This window comes from Mycolicibacterium llatzerense (assembly GCF_000878195.1).
GTDB classification, from domain to species: domain Bacteria; phylum Actinomycetota; class Actinomycetes; order Mycobacteriales; family Mycobacteriaceae; genus Mycobacterium; species Mycobacterium llatzerense.
The window spans coordinates 90,550-106,486 of sequence record NZ_JXST01000017.1 but is presented as its reverse complement, the minus strand read 5'-3'; the positions used below and the strand labels follow the sequence as shown (position 1 = coordinate 106,486).

Here is a 15,937-nt window from a genome sequence, read left to right as displayed (position 1 = left end):
TCCGGAATCGTCCCGGTGAACCGCCTCGATGTGCGTACTGTGTCGGCATGACGACGGCGTTCGTGCTGTCCGGCGGCGGCAGCCTGGGGTCCATCCAGGTGGGCATGCTGCTGGGTCTGGCCGAGGCGGGCATCACACCGGATCTGATCGTCGGCACCTCGGTCGGCGCCCTCAACGGCGGGTGGATCGCCGGGCGTTCCGACCACGACGGCGCCCTGGCGCTGGCCGATCTGTGGCGGACCCTCTCGCGCCGCAAAGTGTTCCCGACCAGCCCGAGCATGGGGCTGCTCGGGTTTCTGGGGCGTCGGCCGCACCTGGTATCCGACAGCGGGATCCGCAGTCTGCTGCAGCAGCACCTCCGCTTCCGGCGGCTGCAGGACGCGCCGACGCCGCTGCACGTGGTGGCGACCGATGTCCTGTCCGGGCAGGACGTCCTGCTGTCGTCGGGCGATGCCATCGACGCGATCGTGGCGAGCGCCGCCATCCCCGCCGTCCTGCCCCCGGTCCGGATCGGCGGACGCGACCTGGTCGACGGCGGCGTGGTGAACAACACACCGCTGTCGTATGCGGTGGAACTGGGCGCGACCGAGGTGTGGGTGCTGCCGACGGGCTACTCGTGCGCCATGCCGCAACCACCGAGGGCCGCCTTGGTCATGGCCATGCACGCCTTCACGCTGGCGATCAATCGGCGGTTGGCCACCGATGTCGAACGTTTCGAAGGATCGGTCGAGCTGCATGTCGTGCCGCCGCTGTGCCCGGTACGGGTCTCGCCGGTCGACTTCTCCCGCTCGGCGGAACTCATCGAGCGATCACTGCAGTCCACGCGGCGCTGGCTGCCGACCACTCGCCCCGAGGTCGGGCAGGCCGAGCTGCTGGAACCGCACCGCGACTGCAGCTGAACCCTCCGTGCTCCTCGCGTGCGCGGGGCCTACTTCAGCACGTTGACGGCGCGGGCGATGACGAGTGCGGTCGTCGAGATCGACACCATCGACTGCAACGTCATCATCCCCTTTGCCCACCGCGACAGTGGCATGGTGTCAGTGGGGGAGAACGCCACGACGTTGGTGTAGCTCACGTACAGGTAGTCGACGAATGTTGGGCGCCAGCCGGGTGCCGCGTTCTGCGGATCGCTCATCTGCGGGAACTGGAAGTCGGGATATGGGTTGTCACCCGCCAGTCGGGCGAACGGTCCACCGCGGTCCAGCTCCCAGAACCAGATGCCGAACACGATGATGTTGGTGATGAAGATCGCCGCGCCGCTGCCCAACAACAGCCCCGCATCGTTGGAGACCCGGCCGGACAGGATATGGATGTCGAGGACGACCGCCGACGTGGTGTTGTCGGCGGTGATGGCTGCGGTCAGGGCGGTCATCGCCCACTTGCCGACGGTGGTCTCCCGAGACATCCGCAACGGGTTGATGATCATCAGCACGACCACCAGCAGCAACTCCATTGCGATCAGCGGCCATCGGGGCACCACCGTGTACTGCTTGGGGACCGCCCATTGCAGCACCACTGCGCCGAGGATCGCGAAGATCACCGGCAGCCGGTTTTCCGGCGCGCCCGGTCGCAGCCACGACGGCACGTGGTGCTCTGCGTTGCTGGTCAGACGGTGGGTGCGCTCGACGAACGACCTGACCGCCGGCGGCAACGGTTCTGGAGTGGGGGCCATGCGCTCAGTTTCGCACCGAGATGACACCATTAGACGGTGTCTGCCGAGCTGAGCCAGGGAACCCACAGGTCGTCGCCGCTTACCGCGGCTGACATCGATGCGGCTGCCCGGCGAATTTCCTCGGTGGTCACCCGGACCCCGCTGCAGTTCAGCGATCGGCTGTCGGCGCTGACCGGCGCCCAGGTCTATCTCAAGCGTGAGGACCTGCAGGCGGTGCGGTCCTACAAGCTGCGCGGTGCCTACAACCTGTTGATGCAGCTCTCCGACGAGGAGAAGGCCGCCGGCGTGGTGTGTTCGTCGGCGGGCAACCACGCCCAGGGTTTCGCGCTGGCCTGCCGCTCGATGGGCGTGCACGGCCGGGTGTACGTCCCGGCCAAGACACCCAAGCAGAAGCGGGACCGCATCCGCTACCACGGCGGGGACTTCATCGAACTCATCGTCGGTGGCGCCACCTATGACCTGGCCGCCGCGGCGGCGCTCGAGGACGTCGCACGTACCGGGGCCACCCTGGTCCCGCCGTACGACGACCTGCGCACCATGGCCGGCCAGGGCACCATCGCGGTCGAAATCCTCGAGCAACTGGACACCGAGCCCGATCTGGTGATCGTGCCGGTCGGCGGCGGCGGCTGCATCAGCGGCATCACCACGTACCTGACCGCACACACCAAAGCGACCGCCGTGCTCGGGGCCGAGCCTGCGGGAGCGGCCTCGATGATCGCGGCACTGGCCAAGGGCGAGCCGGTGACGCTGGCGCACGTCGACCAGTTCGTCGACGGCGCCGCGGTGGCGCAGGCCGGGGCGTTGACCTATGCGGCGCTGGCTGCCGCCGGGGACATGGTGTCGGTGACGACGGTCGACGAGGGCGCGGTGTGCACCGCGATGCTCGACCTGTACCAGAACGAGGGCATCATCGCCGAGCCCGCGGGCGCGCTGTCGGTGGCGGCGTTGATGGAGAACGGCGTGGAGCCCGGTTCGACGGTCGTGTGCCTGATCTCCGGTGGCAACAACGACGTTTCGCGTTACGGCGAGGTGCTCGAGCGCTCGCTGGTGCACCTGGGTCTGAAGCACTACTTCCTGGTGGATTTCCCGCAGGAGCCCGGCGCCCTGCGGCGGTTCCTAGACGAGGTGCTCGGACCCAACGACGACATCACCCTGTTCGAATACGTCAAGCGCAACAATCGGGAGACCGGTGCGGCGCTGGTCGGCATCGAACTCGGTTCGGCCGCCAACTTCGACGGGCTGCTGGAGCGGATGCACGATTCGGGCATCCACGTCGAGCCGTTGGAGCCGGGGTCTCCGGCGTACCGCTACCTGACCTAGCCACCTCCTCGCCGAGATGACGCTTTATGACGGGATTCGGCGATGTTTCGTCATTAACCGTCATCTCGGCGGAGGATTGCGAAGGAATGTCCTTGCAGCAGAGTCGATTCGCCGACCTTCGGCTCGGCAGACGACAGCATCAGCTCGCCGGTGACGGGTACCGCGACGGGGTGCTCGCTGAGATTGCATGCCACGGCGAACGCCCCACGGTGCATGACGATCCAGCGGTCGGTTTCGTCGAACTCGATGCGCAGTTGGTCGAGCCACGGGTTGGCGAAGTCGGGTTCGGTGCGCCGCAACGCGATCAGGTCGCGGTACAGCTGCAGTAGCCGGGCGTGCTCGCCGGTGCCGGCTTCGTCCCAATCGAGTTTGGAGCGCTGGAACGTCGCGGGGTCCTGCGGATCGGGGATGTCGTCGGCGGCCCAGCCGTGATCGGCGAACTCGGCCTTGCGTCCCTCGGCCGTCGCGCGGGCCAGTTCGGGTTCGGGATGCGAACTGAAGAACTGGAACGGCGTCGATGCGCCCCACTCTTCACCCATGAAAAGCATTGCCGTATAGGGTGATCCGAGTACCAGTGCGGCCTTGACCGCGAGTTGCCCGAAATCGAGACTCTGCGAGGGACGGTCGCCGATCGCCCGGTTGCCCACCTGATCATGCGTGCACGTGTATGCCAGCAGTCGGGTGGCCGGAATCTGTGCGATGTCCAGCGGGCGGCCATGGCGGCGGCGCCGGAACGACGAGTAGGTGCCGGCGTGGAAGAAGCCGTGGGTGAGGGTGGTGGCCAGCGTCTGCATGGACCCGAAATCGGCGTAATAGCCCTGCCGTTCCCCGGAGACCGCGGTGTGGATGGCGTGGTGGATGTCGTCGTCCCACTGCGCGGCGAGGCCGTACCCGCCGCGGTCTCGCGGAGTGATCAGGCGCGGGTCGTTGAGGTCGCTTTCGGCGATCAGTGACAGTGGTCGGCCCAATTCTTGTGCCAGTGCGTCGGTTTCGGTGGCCAGCTCTTCCAGTAGATGCACCGCCGTGGTGTCGACCAGCGCGTGCACCGCGTCCAATCGCAGCCCGTCGATGCCGAAATGGCGCATCCAGCGCAACGCGCAATCGATGATGTAGCGGCGCACCGGGTCCGAGTCGGCACCGGCGATGTTGATCGCCTCGCCCCACGGGGTCCGGCCCGCCGTCAGGTACGGCCCGAACTTTGGCAGGTAATTCCCCGACGGGCCAAGGTGATTGAACACCGCGTCGAGCAGCACGCCCAGGCCCCGCCGGTGGCAGGCGTCGACGAAACGCACCAGACCCGAAGGGCCGCCGTAAGGTTCGTGCACCGCATACCACAGCACGCCGTCGTAGCCCCAGCCGTGATTGCCGCCGAACGCATTGACGGGCATCAATTCGACGAAGTCGACGCCGAGTGCCACCAGGTGGTCCAGCCGCTCGACGGCGGCGTCGAACGTACCGGCGCCGGTGAACGTGCCGACGTGCAGCTCGTAGATCACTGCGCCCGCGACAGCCCGGCCGGCCCAGGGCGCCGCGGACTCGGTTGGCCACAGCTGGGAAAGTTCGTGCACGCCATCGGGTTGCCGCGGCGAACGCGGGTCGGGTAGTGGTGGGGCGTCATCCAGGACGAAGCCGTACCGCGCGTCGGCGGGTACCTCCACGGTGACGCGCCACCAGCCGTCGTCCGAGCGGCTCATCGGGTATCTGTTGCCATCGGCCTCGAGGACGACGGTTTCCGGTGTTGGCGCCCACACCGAGAATTCGTGCTCAGACACGGGCCTTCTCCAGGAGCGCGCCGGGCAGTTCGGCGAACAGCACGTCAGCGGTCACGGTGCCGGACCAGGTCCGGCCGGTCAGGCGGTCGGACCAGTCGCCGTCGGGCAGCGGGATAGTGGTTTCGGCGCAAGCGGATTCGTCGAGCTTCAGCGTCCACCGGGGTACGACCACCAGCACCTCGGTACCCCGCAGGAACGCGATGACGTGGTCGGCGGCGGGTCCGTCGGCGACGACGGGCGTGTAGTCGCCCGACAGGTACGTGGCGGGCCGCTCCCGGCGCGACCGCAACGCTCCCGCGACGACCCGAATCTTGGGGTGGCTCAAGGTATCGAGCTCGGTTTGGCGGAGCGCGAAATCCACCGGACGCCGATTGTCGGGGTCCACCAAGCTGTCGTCGAACAGCTCGGTGCCCTGGTAGACGTCGGGGACACCTGGCACGGTGAGGGCCAGCAGCTTCTGCGCTACGGCATTGCAACGCGCGGCCTCATCGAGTTGCCCGACCAACGCGGTCACCTCATTGGCGACCGGCCCGTCGAGCAGGGCGTCGATCCAGTCACGCACGGCCCTTTCGAATTCGCGGTCCGGCTGCTCCCAGTCGGTGTGCAGCTCGGCTTCCCGGACCGCCTTTTCGGTGTAGGCGTGCAGCCGCTCGCGGAGAGCGTCGTCGACCTCACCGGACACCGGCCACACACCGATGATGTTCTGCCACAGGAACAATCCGGTGCCCTCGTCGGGCGGTACGCACACCGTGTTCCAGCGCCGCACGCGCCCTGCCCATAGGTCGGCGCACTGGGACAGCGCCGTGATGCGGGACCGGACATCCTCGCTGCGCTTGGTGTCGTGTGTGGACAGGGTCACCATGGTGGCGGGCCAGTCCCGTGCGCGCGCTACGGCGCGCTGGTGAAATTCGCCCGTGCTCATGCCGAATCGCTCGGGGGTGCCACCGACCTCATTCAGCGATACCAGGCGAGCGTCGCGGTAGAACAGCGTGTCTTCGACTGCTTTGGCCGTCACCGCGCCGCACAGCTGTTGCAAGCGGGAAGCGGGTTCGGGCTGGTCGAGTGCTGTGGCGATCAGCTGCACAGCGGATGTCAGTTCCGGTGCCGCGCTGATGGTTTCGCTGATGGCTTCGGGCAGCACCGGGGCCAACACCCGGTAGTCGGTGCGATACCCGCCAACACGGCTGAGCAGTTGGGCGATAGCCTCCGGCAGCGCGGGGTCGTCGGTTCCGGTGGTGCGTACGATCGCGCGGCCCAGCCGGGCAAGCTCGCTGGACAGGGTCCCACGGGCGGCCTCGGCCTTCAATTCCCGGGTGTCGCACCGGGTCTCGCGAGCCAGTTCTGTGAGCGGCTCGACACCGTCCGGGTCGACGAACAGCCCACCGATTTCCCGCAGCACGTCGTAGCCCGTGGTGCCCGCGATCGGCAGACGGGGTTCGAGTGGCTCGTCGGCGGCCAGGATCTTCTCGGCGACGATCCAGGCGTCGGGTCCGGTCAGCTCGCGCAGCCGGGCGAGATAGCCCGCGGGATCGGTCAATCCGTCGATGTGATCGACCCGCAAACCGTCCACCAGACCCGCGCGGAACCAGCGCCCGATCTCGGCATGGCTGGCGTCGAACACGTCGGGGTCCTCTTGACGCACCGCCGCCAGCGAGGTGATGGAGAAGAACCGCCGGTACCCGCACGACCCTGAACGCCACCCCGCCAATCGGTATGCCTGCCGGGCGTGGACCTCGGCCGCGGTGCCCGCACCGGTCCCGGGCCGGATCGGCCAGACCCGGTCACCCAGGCGCAGCACCTCACCGTCGACGGTCAGGGCGTCGGCGTCGGCGTCAGAACCCAGTACCGGCAACACGATTCGCCCGTCGGGGTCCAAGTCCCAGTCGATGTCGAAGAAGCTGCCGAAGCGCGACTCACGGCCGTGGGTCAGGACGTCCCACCACCACGGATTCTGCTCGGGCCGTTCGACGCCGACGTGGTTCGGCACGATATCCACGATCAGTCCCATGCCGCGCGCTCGCGCCGCGGCGGACAGCCGGGAGAAACCTTCGGGCCCACCGAGTTCCGCAGAGACCGCCGTCGGGTCGGTGACGTCGTAGCCGTGCGTGGAGCCGGTGACAGCGGTCAACACCGGCGACAGGTAGAGGTGCGAGACGCCGAGATCGTCGAGATAGGGCAGCAGTGCCAGCGCGTCGTCGAAGGTCATTCCGTCGCCGCGCATTTGCAGCCGGTACGTAGAAACAACGGGCAAGACCGGCGCTGCTGCCATCTCGGTCACGCCGTCTTACGCAACACCAGCAGCGAGCGGGCCTGCAGCGCGATCGTCTCACCTGCGCCGGCCACCAGTTCGGTGCGCCCGTGCGGGTCCGCGGTGTCCAGGGCCGCCGCCCATTTCTCGCCGTAGCCCTGGTCGGGAATCACGAAATCCAGACCTTCGTCATGGGCGTTGAAACACAGTAGGAACGAGTCGTCGGCGACCCGTTCACCGCGCGCGTTGGGCTCGGGGATCGCGTCGCCGTTGAGGAACACCGAGATGCTCTTGCCGAAACCGGAATCCCAGTCCTCGAGGGTCATCTCGTCCCCGGCCGGCGTCAGCCAGGCGATGTCGCGGACCTGTCCGCTGCTCCGAACCGGTTGCCCGGCCAGGAACCGGCGGCGCCGGAACACCGGGTGTTCGCGGCGCAGCCGCACCACGGTGCGCGTGAATTCCAGGAGCGCCGAATTGGTTTCGCGCATGGTCCAGTCCATCCACGACAGGGTGTTGTCCTGGCAGTAGACGTTGTTGTTGCCCTGCTGGGTGCGGCCGATCTCGTCGCCATGGCTGATCATCGGGGTGCCCTGCGACAGCATCAGGGTCGCGAAGATGTTGCGGCGCTGCCGTTCCCGCAGCGCGACGATCTCGGGATCGTCGGTCGGGCCTTCGACGCCGCAGTTCCAGGAGCGGTTGTGGCTCTCGCCGTCCCGGTTCTCCTCGCCGTTGGCGTCGTTGTGCTTCTCGTTGTAGGACACCAGGTCGGTCAACGTGAAGCCGTCGTGGCAGGTGACGAAGTTGATGCTCGCGCTCGGACGCCGGCCCGTCGCTTCGTACAGGTCCGACGAGCCCGTCAGCCGAGAAGCGAACTCGCCCAGGGTTGCGGGCTCACCGCGCCAGTAGTCGCGCACCGTGTCGCGGTACTTCCCGTTCCACTCGGTCCACAAACCGGGGAAGTTGCCGACCTGGTAGCCACCCTCGCCGACGTCCCACGGTTCGGCGATCAGCTTCACCTGGCTGATCACCGGATCCTGTTGCACCAGATCGAAAAACGCCGAGAGCCGGTCCACGTCATAGAACTCGCGAGCCAGGGTCGAGGCGAGGTCGAAGCGGAAGCCGTCGACGTGCATCTCGAGTACCCAGTACCGCAGTGAATCCATGATCAGCTGCAACGTGTGGGGATGGCGGGCATTGAGGCTGTTGCCGGTGCCGGTGAAGTCCTTGTAGAGCGACAGGTCGTCGTCATCGAGCCGGTAGTACGCGGCGTTGTCGATGCCGCGGAAGTTCAGCGTCGGGCCGAGGTGATTGCCTTCGGCGGTGTGGTTGTAGACCACGTCGAGGATGACTTCGATACCGGCTTCGTGGAACGACTTCACCATGGTCTTGAACTCGGCGACCGCGCTGCCGGCGTGCTGGTTCCACGAGTACTGGTAGTGCGGCGCGAAGAAGCCGAACGTGTTGTAGCCCCAGTAGTTTCGCAGGCCCAGGTCCAGTAGCCGGTGGTCGTGCAGGAACTGGTGCACCGGCATGAGCTCGATGGCGGTGACGCCGAGCGACTGCAGATGCTCGATGATCGCGGGATGCGCGAGCCCGGCGTAGGTGCCGCGCAGTTCCTCTGGGATCGCCGGGTGGGTCTGGGTCATGCCCTTGACGTGGGCTTCGTAGATCACCGTCTCGTGGTAGGGCGTCCGCAGCACGCGGTCGTTGTCCCAGTTGAAGAATGGGTTGATGACCACGCTGGTCATGGTGTGGCCCAACGAATCAATGCCGGGCGGCTCGCCGGTGGCCGACGGTGCCGACATGTCGTACGAGTACAGCGCCTGCGTGAAGTCGAAGTCGCCGTAGAACGACTTGCCGTACGGATCGAGCAGCAGCTTGCTGGGATCGCAGCGATGCCCGCCCGCCGGATCCCACGGTCCGTACACGCGGAATCCGTACCGCTGCCCGGGCGTGACGGCAGGCAGATAGCAGTGCCACACGTAGCTGTCGACCTCGTCGAGGTTGACGCGTTCCTCGCTGCCGTCCTTGGCGATCAGGCAGAGCTCGACGCGCTCGGCGACTTCGGAGAACAGCGAGAAATTGGTGCCGGACCCGTCGTACGTGGCACCGAGGGGATAGGCGCTACCCGGCCATACGCCGACAACCATGAAGGCAGCTCACCACCAGCCGGTGGCGGCCCCGACCTGGCGGCCGAGTTCGGCGGTCATGGTCCGCATGTAGGTGGCGGACAGATGATGAGAGTCGTGATACAGCAAGACATTTCCCTCCACAGCGCGGCAGATGTCAGAACGGCACACCGCGTCACTCATGTCGAGCGGCTTCAACAATGGGAACTGCGCGACGAAATCGAGGGTCGGGTTGTGCTCGGACAGTACCTCGGAGCGAGCGATACCGCAGGACGTTGAATTACCGCCGCTGGCAAGGCAGTCGGCCGGGAAGAACGGCTTACCGTCCTTGACCAGCCAGGGGGTGTCGCGCATGGCGAGGATCGGGATGTTCGCATCGGACAGTCGCTGCCAGATGCCGATGTAGGTACCGGGCATGACGTCGCCGGGCTTGATGTTCCATGGGCGCGTGGAGGTCGTGAAGACGAAGCTCGGGCGGTCGGTCACCAGCTTCGGCATGACCAGTTCGTTCCACTCGTAGCACTTCGGGTAGGGCCGGTTGTCGCCCATCACCAGCGGGTTGGGCTCGGTCGACAGCGGGCAACCCATCTTCAGATAGGTGACGACCTTGAAGTGGTAGCGCTTGCCGAGGATGTCCAGCGCGGTGATCCAGTGCTCGGCGTGCGAGCCCCCGGCCAGCGCCACGGTGCGGGCGGCTGCGGTGTCGCCGTACGAGCAGTTGCGGATCGACAGGTCGTCGAAGTCGGCGATACAGCTGTCGGCTGTCGTGGCCGGCACGTCGTCCTTGGCTTCGAGGACCGTCGGGCGGAACGGCAGTTTCGGCACCTTCGCGTGGTGCAGCAGGGAACGTGCACCCGGGTAGTCGACGGGGGACAGCGTGGCGAGTTCCTTGCCGTTGGCCCGTTCGGTGTTCATGTGCTCGCGCCAGGTGAATGCCGTGGCGGTCAGCGTCACACCCATCATGGCGACGACGGTCCCCAACAGCGCGGTGGGGCGGCGCAACCGGGTTCCGAGTGGGACGTCAGGCGTACGTGCCGGCCGGCGCAGCGGGTTCTCCACATAGCGGGTGGTGAGCCAGGCCAGCAGCCCGGAGACCAGCAGCACGGCGGCGCCGTCGACGAGATGTGCCCGGCTGTGGCCGCTGTAGGCCAGCCAGAAGATCAGCAGGGGCCAGTGCCACAGATACAGCGAGTACGCCATGGCGCCCAGGGACACGAACGGGGCGGTGGCCAGGAGCCGGTTCGGCGCGGGCAACCGGTCGGTGCGGTTCGCGGCGCTGAGGATGAACAGCATGGTTGCGCCGACCGGCACCAGCGCCCACGGCCCGGGGAATTCCCGCACGCCGTCGATCAGGGCACCACAGGACAAGATCGCGGCCAGCGCGACCACCGAGACCACATTGCGCAGCCACATCGGCCATCGGACGGACGGCACCAGCGCCCCCACGAGGGCGCCCAGCAGCAATTCCCAGCCGCGGGCGAAGCTGTCGTAGTAGGCGCTGACCTGGTCGGCCTGGTGGGCGACGATCGCGTAGACGAACGACGCGACGGTCAACACGCTGAGTAGCGCGATGAACGCGGGCCGGAGTCGGTCGCCGAGCCTGCGCCGGAACAGATACGCGAAGCCGAAGATCAGCGCCAGGAACGCGACGTAGAACTGGCCCTGCACCGACATCGACCAGAGGTGCTGCAGTGGGCTGACGGACTCGCCGGCCCGCAGGTAGTTCGACGCGGTCTCGGCCAGCTCCCAGTTCTGGTAGTAGCCGAGGCTGGCCAGGCTCTGGTCGGCGTACGTCTCCCAGCGGGTTTCCGGCTGGATCGCGATGGTCAGCACGGCGCCCGCGGCCAGCACGACGATCAGGGCGGGCAGCAGGCGACGGACCAGCCGGCGCAGCTGCGGACCGGGGGACAGCGGCGCGTGCGGTGTCAGCGCGATCCGCAGGAGTTTGCCGCCGAAGAAGAAGCCCGACAGGGCCAGGAAGACGTCGACGCCGCCGGAAACCCGGCCGAACCAGACGTGAAAGGCCGCGACCATGGCGATGGCGATGCCGCGCAGGCCGTCCAGGTCGTGGCGGTAGAACCCGCTCGGCGCGTTGCCCGCAGCGGAGTCCGCACCGCTGTCGGTGACGTGCACGGCGTTGCCCGACCCGGGCTGCGACGCCGGCCGCGGTGCTGCAAGAGTCGTCATGGTCGGCTGTCAATCTACCCAAGATCCAAGCCGCGTTCATGTAGCGGCGAGTCGCCCGCTCGCTGAGTAGGCCGGTTCCGACGTGCTGGGCGGGCGATTAGGCTCGGTCATCGTGCCAGCGCTGAACCCTGCCGAAATCTCGGCGATCGACACCGCCCACATCTGGCACCCGTACAGCACCATCGGCGCCGAGGCGTTGCCCGCGGTGGTTGCTACCGAGGCGCACGGCATCATGCTGACCCTCATCCACGAGGGCGAACCGGTCCAGGTCATCGACGCGATGAGCTCGTGGTGGACGGCGGTGCACGGACACGGGCACCCGGTGCTCGACGCCGCGATCACCCGGCAGCTGAGCACGATGAACCACGTCATGTTCGGCGGGCTGACGCACGAGCCCGCGGCGCGGCTGGCGCAGCTGCTCGTGGAGATCACCCCGACCGGTTTGGACACGGTGTTCTTCTCGGATTCGGGTTCGGTCTCCGTCGAGGTCGCCGCGAAGATGGCCCTGCAGTACCAGCGCAGCCGCGGCCGCCTCGGCCGGCACAAGCTGATGACCTGGCGCGGCGGCTACCACGGCGACACCTTCACCCCGATGAGCGTCTGCGACCCCGACGGCGGCATGCATTCGATCTGGACCGATGTCCTGATGCCCCAGATCTTCGCGCCGCGGGTTCCGTCGAACTACGACCCCGAATACGTCGCTGCGTTCGAGGCCCAGCTGGCCGCGCACGTCGACGAGCTGGCGGCCGTCATCGTCGAGCCGGTGGTGCAGGGCGCGGGCGGCATGCGGTTCCACGACCCGCGCTACCTGACGGCGCTGCGGGACATCTGCACCCGGCACGACGTGCTGCTGATCTTCGACGAGATCGCAACCGGCTTCGGGCGGACGGGTGAGCTGTTCGCCGCGGATCACGCGGGCGTCAGCCCCGACATCATGTGCGTCGGCAAGGCGCTGACCGGTGGTTACGTGACGCTGGCGGCGACGCTGTGCACCGCTGAGATCGCGCGCGTGATCAGCTCCGGCGAGCCGGGTGCCCTGATGCACGGGCCGACGTTCATGGCGAACGCGCTGGCGTGCGCGGTGTCGGTGGCGGCGGTCGAGCTGCTGCTGGGTCAGGACTGGCGGTCCCGGGTCGCCGAGATCTCGGAGGGACTGCGGCGCGGGCTGGCGCCGGCCGCGGAGCTGCCCTCGGTCGCCGACGTGCGGGTGCTGGGCGCCATCGGCGTCGTCGAGATGAAGGAGCCCTTGAACATGGCTGGCATGTCCAAGGCCACGGTCACCGCAATCGAACACGGCGTGTGGCTGCGGCCCTTCGGCAAGCTGCTATACGTGATGCCGCCCTTCATCTGCACTCCCGACGAGATCGACCAGGTCACCTCTGCTGTGGTCGCCGTTGCCCGTGCGTTAACCTGAACACCGTTCAATGGCACTGGAGTCAGGAGCGCGCCGATGACTGATCACTCGCCGCTGGCCTGGCTGGCCGATGTCGAACGCCAGCGCCGGGCCGCGGGCCTGCGCCGGTCGCTGCGGGTCCGACCCGCGGTGGCCACCGAACTGGACCTGGCATCCAACGACTATCTGGGTCTGACGCAGCATCCCGACGTCATCGAGGGCGGCGTGACGGCGCTGCACACCTGGGGCGCGGGTTCCGGCGGATCGCGACTGGTGACCGGCAACACCGAACTGCACGAGGACTTCGAGGCCGACCTGGCCGACTTCATGGGCGCCGAGTCGGCGCTGGTGTTCTCCTCCGGCTATACCGCCAACATCGGTGCGGTCGCAGCCCTGTCCGGGCCGGGCTCCCTGGTCGTGTCGGACGCCTATAGCCACGCCTCGCTGGTGGACGCCTGTCGGCTGTCCCGGGCGCGGGTGGTGGTGTCCCCGCACAACGACGTCGGCGCCGTGGAGACCGCGCTGGTCAGCCGGTCTGAGGAACGGGCCGTCGTGATCACGGACTCGGTGTTCTCCACCGACGGTGCCCTGGCCCCGCTGCGCGCCCTACACGAGGTCTGTCGCCGGCACGGCGCGTTGCTGATCATCGACGAGGCCCACGGCCTCGGCGTGCGCGGCACCGGCGGGCGCGGCCTGGTGCACGAGGTCGGATTGGCCGGCGAGCCCGACATCGTGGTGACGACGACGCTGTCCAAGTCGCTCGGCAGCCAGGGTGGGGCGGTGCTCGGCCCCGCCGCGGTGCGGGCCCATCTCATCGACGCTGCACGAACCTTCATCTTCGACACCGGCCTGGCCCCGGCCGCCGTCGGTGCGGCCCGCGCGGCACTTCAGGTCCTGATCGCCGAGCCGTGGCGGGCACAGGCCGTGTTGACCCACGCCGCGACGCTGGCCCGGTTCGGCGGCGCGGTCGGCACCCCGGATTCCGCCGTCGTCTCGGTGATCCTCGGCGACCCCGAGGTCGCTCTGGCCGCGGCGTCGGCCTGCCTGGACCGTGGTGTCCGGGTCGGCTGCTTCCGGCCCCCGACCGTGCCGGTCGGCACGTCCCGGCTGCGGCTGACCGCGCGTGCGTCACTCGACGACGCCGAGCTGGACTTGGCGGGCCGGGTGCTCGGCGAGGTGCTCGCCCTGGTGCAGTCGTGACCGTGCTGCTCGTCGCCGGTACCGACACCGGCGTCGGAAAGACCATCGCGACCGCGGCGCTGGCCTGCGCCGCTCGACAGGCCGGTCTCGACGTCGCCGTGTGCAAGGCGGTGCAGACCGGAATCTCGCCGGCCGCCGGTCACGGTGACGACGATCTGGCCGAAGTGGGACGCCTGGCCGGGGTCACCTCGCTGGTGCCGGGCTGGCGCTATCCCGAACCGTTGGCACCCGTCGCCGCCGCCGAACTGGCCGGCATGACGTTGCCCTCACGCGACGAGCTGATCGCTCTCATCAAGAACGTGGACCGGCCCCGCCAGCTGACCCTCGTCGAAGGCGCCGGGGGACTGCTCGTCCAACTCGGCGCCGACGGCACCACCTTGCGCGACCTGGCCGTCGAACTCGGGGCCGCGGTCCTGGTCGTCGTCGCGCCGGGCCTGGGCACCCTCAACCACACCGGTCTGACGGTCGAGTCGCTGGCCGCGCACGGCATTGCGTGCGCCGGATTGGTGATCGGCAGCTGGCCTCAGGAACCGGGGCTCGCGGAAGCCTCCAACCGGGGTGCGCTCGACGAGATCGCCTCGGTGCGCGCCGTGCTGCCCGACGGCGCGGGCCGGTTGTCGCCTGAGGTCTTCGCCACGGTCAGCGCGGAAGCCTTTGATCCACAATGGGTTTCGAGCCTGGTCGGCTGACATGGTGCACTCGGTCGAGCTGCTGTTCGACCTCGACACCGAGGCCGTGATCCGGCGCGCCTGGGACGACCTGCGGGCCGCGGGGATCGCGGCTCAGCGTCCGACGGCCCGGCCCCACGTGACGCTCGTGGTGGCGGACGGCATGGATCATGCCGTCGCCCAATCGCTTTCGACATTGTTGCCCCGATTTCCGTTGCCGTGCCGAGTAGGTTCGGCGCTCGTGTTCGGGCGGTCTGCTGCGGTGCTGGCGCGCTCGATCGTGCCTAGTGCCGGGCTTTTGGAGATTCATGCCGATGCCTGCCGGCTGGCGGCCGACCACCTGACGTCGGCGCCCATGCCGCACACCCAGCCGGGGGACTGGTCGCCGCACGTGACGCTGGGCCGCCGGATTCCGGCTGACCGGCTCGGCGCGGCGTTATCCATCGCGGGCCATCCGGCCGAGATCAGCGGTGCATTCGTCGGGCTACGGCACTGGGACGGCGACGCCCGGACCGAGCGTCTGATCTAACTCAGCCGGCTTCGGCCGCCCGGGCGGCCATACGTCATGAGAAGTACGTGGCTTCAATCACGAGGCACTTGCAGCCAGTCTGGTTGAAGCCAGGGATCATTTCCGGCTGTCAGCCGTCCCTGAGTTCAATAACTTGCGCTGGATCGCCCCTTGATCGAACTCACGTACTTTTCCAGCGGCATCTAGTTGCGACGGCTGATGGCGTGCGCCGCGAGCCCGTCGACCAGCAGGTCCAGGCCGAAAGTGAAACGGCCACCGGCGTTTTCGGACCACACCGAGTCACTGTCGGCCACGGTCGCGCCGGCCGCGTCCCACTGGAGGCGGGACTGCTCGTCGGCGGTGAAGCCCAGCACGTAGTAGATGATGGTGCGGGCCGCGAGGTTGGCATCGTCGGCGGTGAGGCCCGACTCGCGGCACGCGTCGGCCAACGCCGCCACGATGCGGCTGAGCTCGGCCGATCGCCCGGCCGAGAAACTGGCCGAGACCAGCTCGGCGCCGTCGGTGGCGGACAGCAGCGCGTCACGCAGCGCCGAGCACAACGCCACGACGCGGTCCGGCCACAATCCGCCGGCCGGTCCGCTGATCGAGCGGGGAGCCGCGGTGGCCAGCAGGCGGTCGGCGACCGCGCCCAGTAGCTCCTGTTTGTCGGCGAAATGCCAGTACAGAGCACCTGGGCTGACGCTCAGTTCACGTGCCAGCCTGCGCATGGTCAGGTCGGCTATCCCGTAGTTGTCCAGGATCTCGGCGGCCTTGGCCACCACGTCGCTTCGGTGCAGTTGCACGTCTGTATCCTAAACACCGTTCAAGTTGTAGGCCGCA

At 68.1% G+C, this 15,937-nt stretch carries 12 protein-coding genes; 6 read left to right on the top strand and 6 right to left on the bottom strand.

The window, feature by feature from the left end:
• Positions 1-47: 47 nt before the first annotated feature.
• On the top strand, positions 48-899 hold the full coding sequence (locus TL10_RS13790) for a patatin-like phospholipase family protein (RefSeq protein WP_043398539.1): 852 nt from the start codon (positions 48-50) through the stop codon (positions 897-899).
• 29 nt (positions 900-928) lie between these two features.
• On the opposite strand, the gene TL10_RS13785 is transcribed toward TL10_RS13790, so the two are convergent.
• Positions 929-1,672 carry a hypothetical protein gene (locus TL10_RS13785; protein ID WP_231575627.1) on the bottom strand — a complete coding sequence of 248 codons (744 nt, stop codon included), beginning with the start codon at positions 1,670-1,672 and terminating at the stop codon, positions 929-931.
• Between the two features lie 36 nt (positions 1,673-1,708).
• On the opposite strand from TL10_RS13785, the gene ilvA reads away from it, so the two are divergent.
• Positions 1,709-2,992, top strand: coding sequence for a threonine ammonia-lyase IlvA (ilvA, locus tag TL10_RS13780; RefSeq protein WP_043398536.1), 1,284 nt, complete (start codon positions 1,709-1,711; stop codon positions 2,990-2,992).
• A gap of 53 nt (positions 2,993-3,045) precedes the next feature.
• On the opposite strand, the gene treZ is transcribed toward ilvA, so the two are convergent.
• The 4 genes from treZ to TL10_RS13760 are packed head-to-tail and all read right to left on the bottom strand — an operon-like array spanning position 3,046 to position 11,328.
• Complete coding sequence (gene treZ / locus TL10_RS13775; protein ID WP_043986049.1) at positions 3,046-4,764, bottom strand: malto-oligosyltrehalose trehalohydrolase; 1,719 nt, start codon at positions 4,762-4,764, stop codon at positions 3,046-3,048.
• Positions 4,757-7,033, bottom strand: a complete 2,277-nt coding sequence (treY, locus tag TL10_RS13770; protein WP_043986071.1) for a malto-oligosyltrehalose synthase — start codon at positions 7,031-7,033, stop codon at positions 4,757-4,759. The genes treZ and treY overlap by 8 nt, the downstream gene beginning before the upstream one ends.
• A gap of 5 nt (positions 7,034-7,038) precedes the next feature.
• Positions 7,039-9,162 carry a glycogen debranching protein GlgX gene (glgX, locus tag TL10_RS13765; RefSeq protein WP_043986048.1) on the bottom strand — a complete coding sequence of 708 codons (2,124 nt, stop codon included), beginning with the start codon at positions 9,160-9,162 and terminating at the stop codon, positions 7,039-7,041.
• Positions 9,163-9,171: 9 nt separating this feature from the next.
• Positions 9,172-11,328 (bottom strand): acetyltransferase SucT, encoded by a 2,157-nt coding sequence (locus TL10_RS13760; RefSeq protein ID WP_110789071.1) that lies wholly within the window; start codon positions 11,326-11,328, stop codon positions 9,172-9,174.
• Positions 11,329-11,440: 112 nt separating this feature from the next.
• Here TL10_RS13760 and TL10_RS13755 point away from each other — a divergent pair, with 112 nt between their 5' ends.
• Genes TL10_RS13755 through TL10_RS13740 form a run of 4 tightly spaced genes read left to right on the top strand, consistent with a single transcriptional unit; the run spans position 11,441 to position 15,118 of the window.
• Positions 11,441-12,742, top strand: a complete 1,302-nt coding sequence (locus TL10_RS13755; protein ID WP_043986047.1) for an adenosylmethionine--8-amino-7-oxononanoate transaminase — start codon at positions 11,441-11,443, stop codon at positions 12,740-12,742.
• A gap of 36 nt (positions 12,743-12,778) precedes the next feature.
• Positions 12,779-13,921 carry an 8-amino-7-oxononanoate synthase gene (locus TL10_RS13750; protein ID WP_043986046.1) on the top strand — a complete coding sequence of 381 codons (1,143 nt, stop codon included), beginning with the start codon at positions 12,779-12,781 and terminating at the stop codon, positions 13,919-13,921.
• Positions 13,918-14,610: a dethiobiotin synthase gene (gene bioD / locus TL10_RS13745; RefSeq protein ID WP_043986045.1), complete on the top strand. Its 693-nt coding sequence runs from the start codon at positions 13,918-13,920 to the stop codon at positions 14,608-14,610. Before TL10_RS13750 ends, bioD begins: the two co-directional genes overlap by 4 nt.
• Position 14,611: 1 nt before the next feature.
• The gene (locus TL10_RS13740) at positions 14,612-15,118 is read left to right on the top strand and encodes a 2'-5' RNA ligase family protein (RefSeq protein WP_043398525.1); all 507 of its coding nucleotides are present in this window, start codon (positions 14,612-14,614) and stop codon (positions 15,116-15,118) included.
• 182 nt (positions 15,119-15,300) lie between these two features.
• On the opposite strand, the gene TL10_RS13735 is transcribed toward TL10_RS13740, so the two are convergent.
• Complete coding sequence (locus tag TL10_RS13735) at positions 15,301-15,900, bottom strand: TetR family transcriptional regulator (protein ID WP_043986044.1); 600 nt, start codon at positions 15,898-15,900, stop codon at positions 15,301-15,303.
• Positions 15,901-15,937 lie beyond the last annotated feature (37 nt).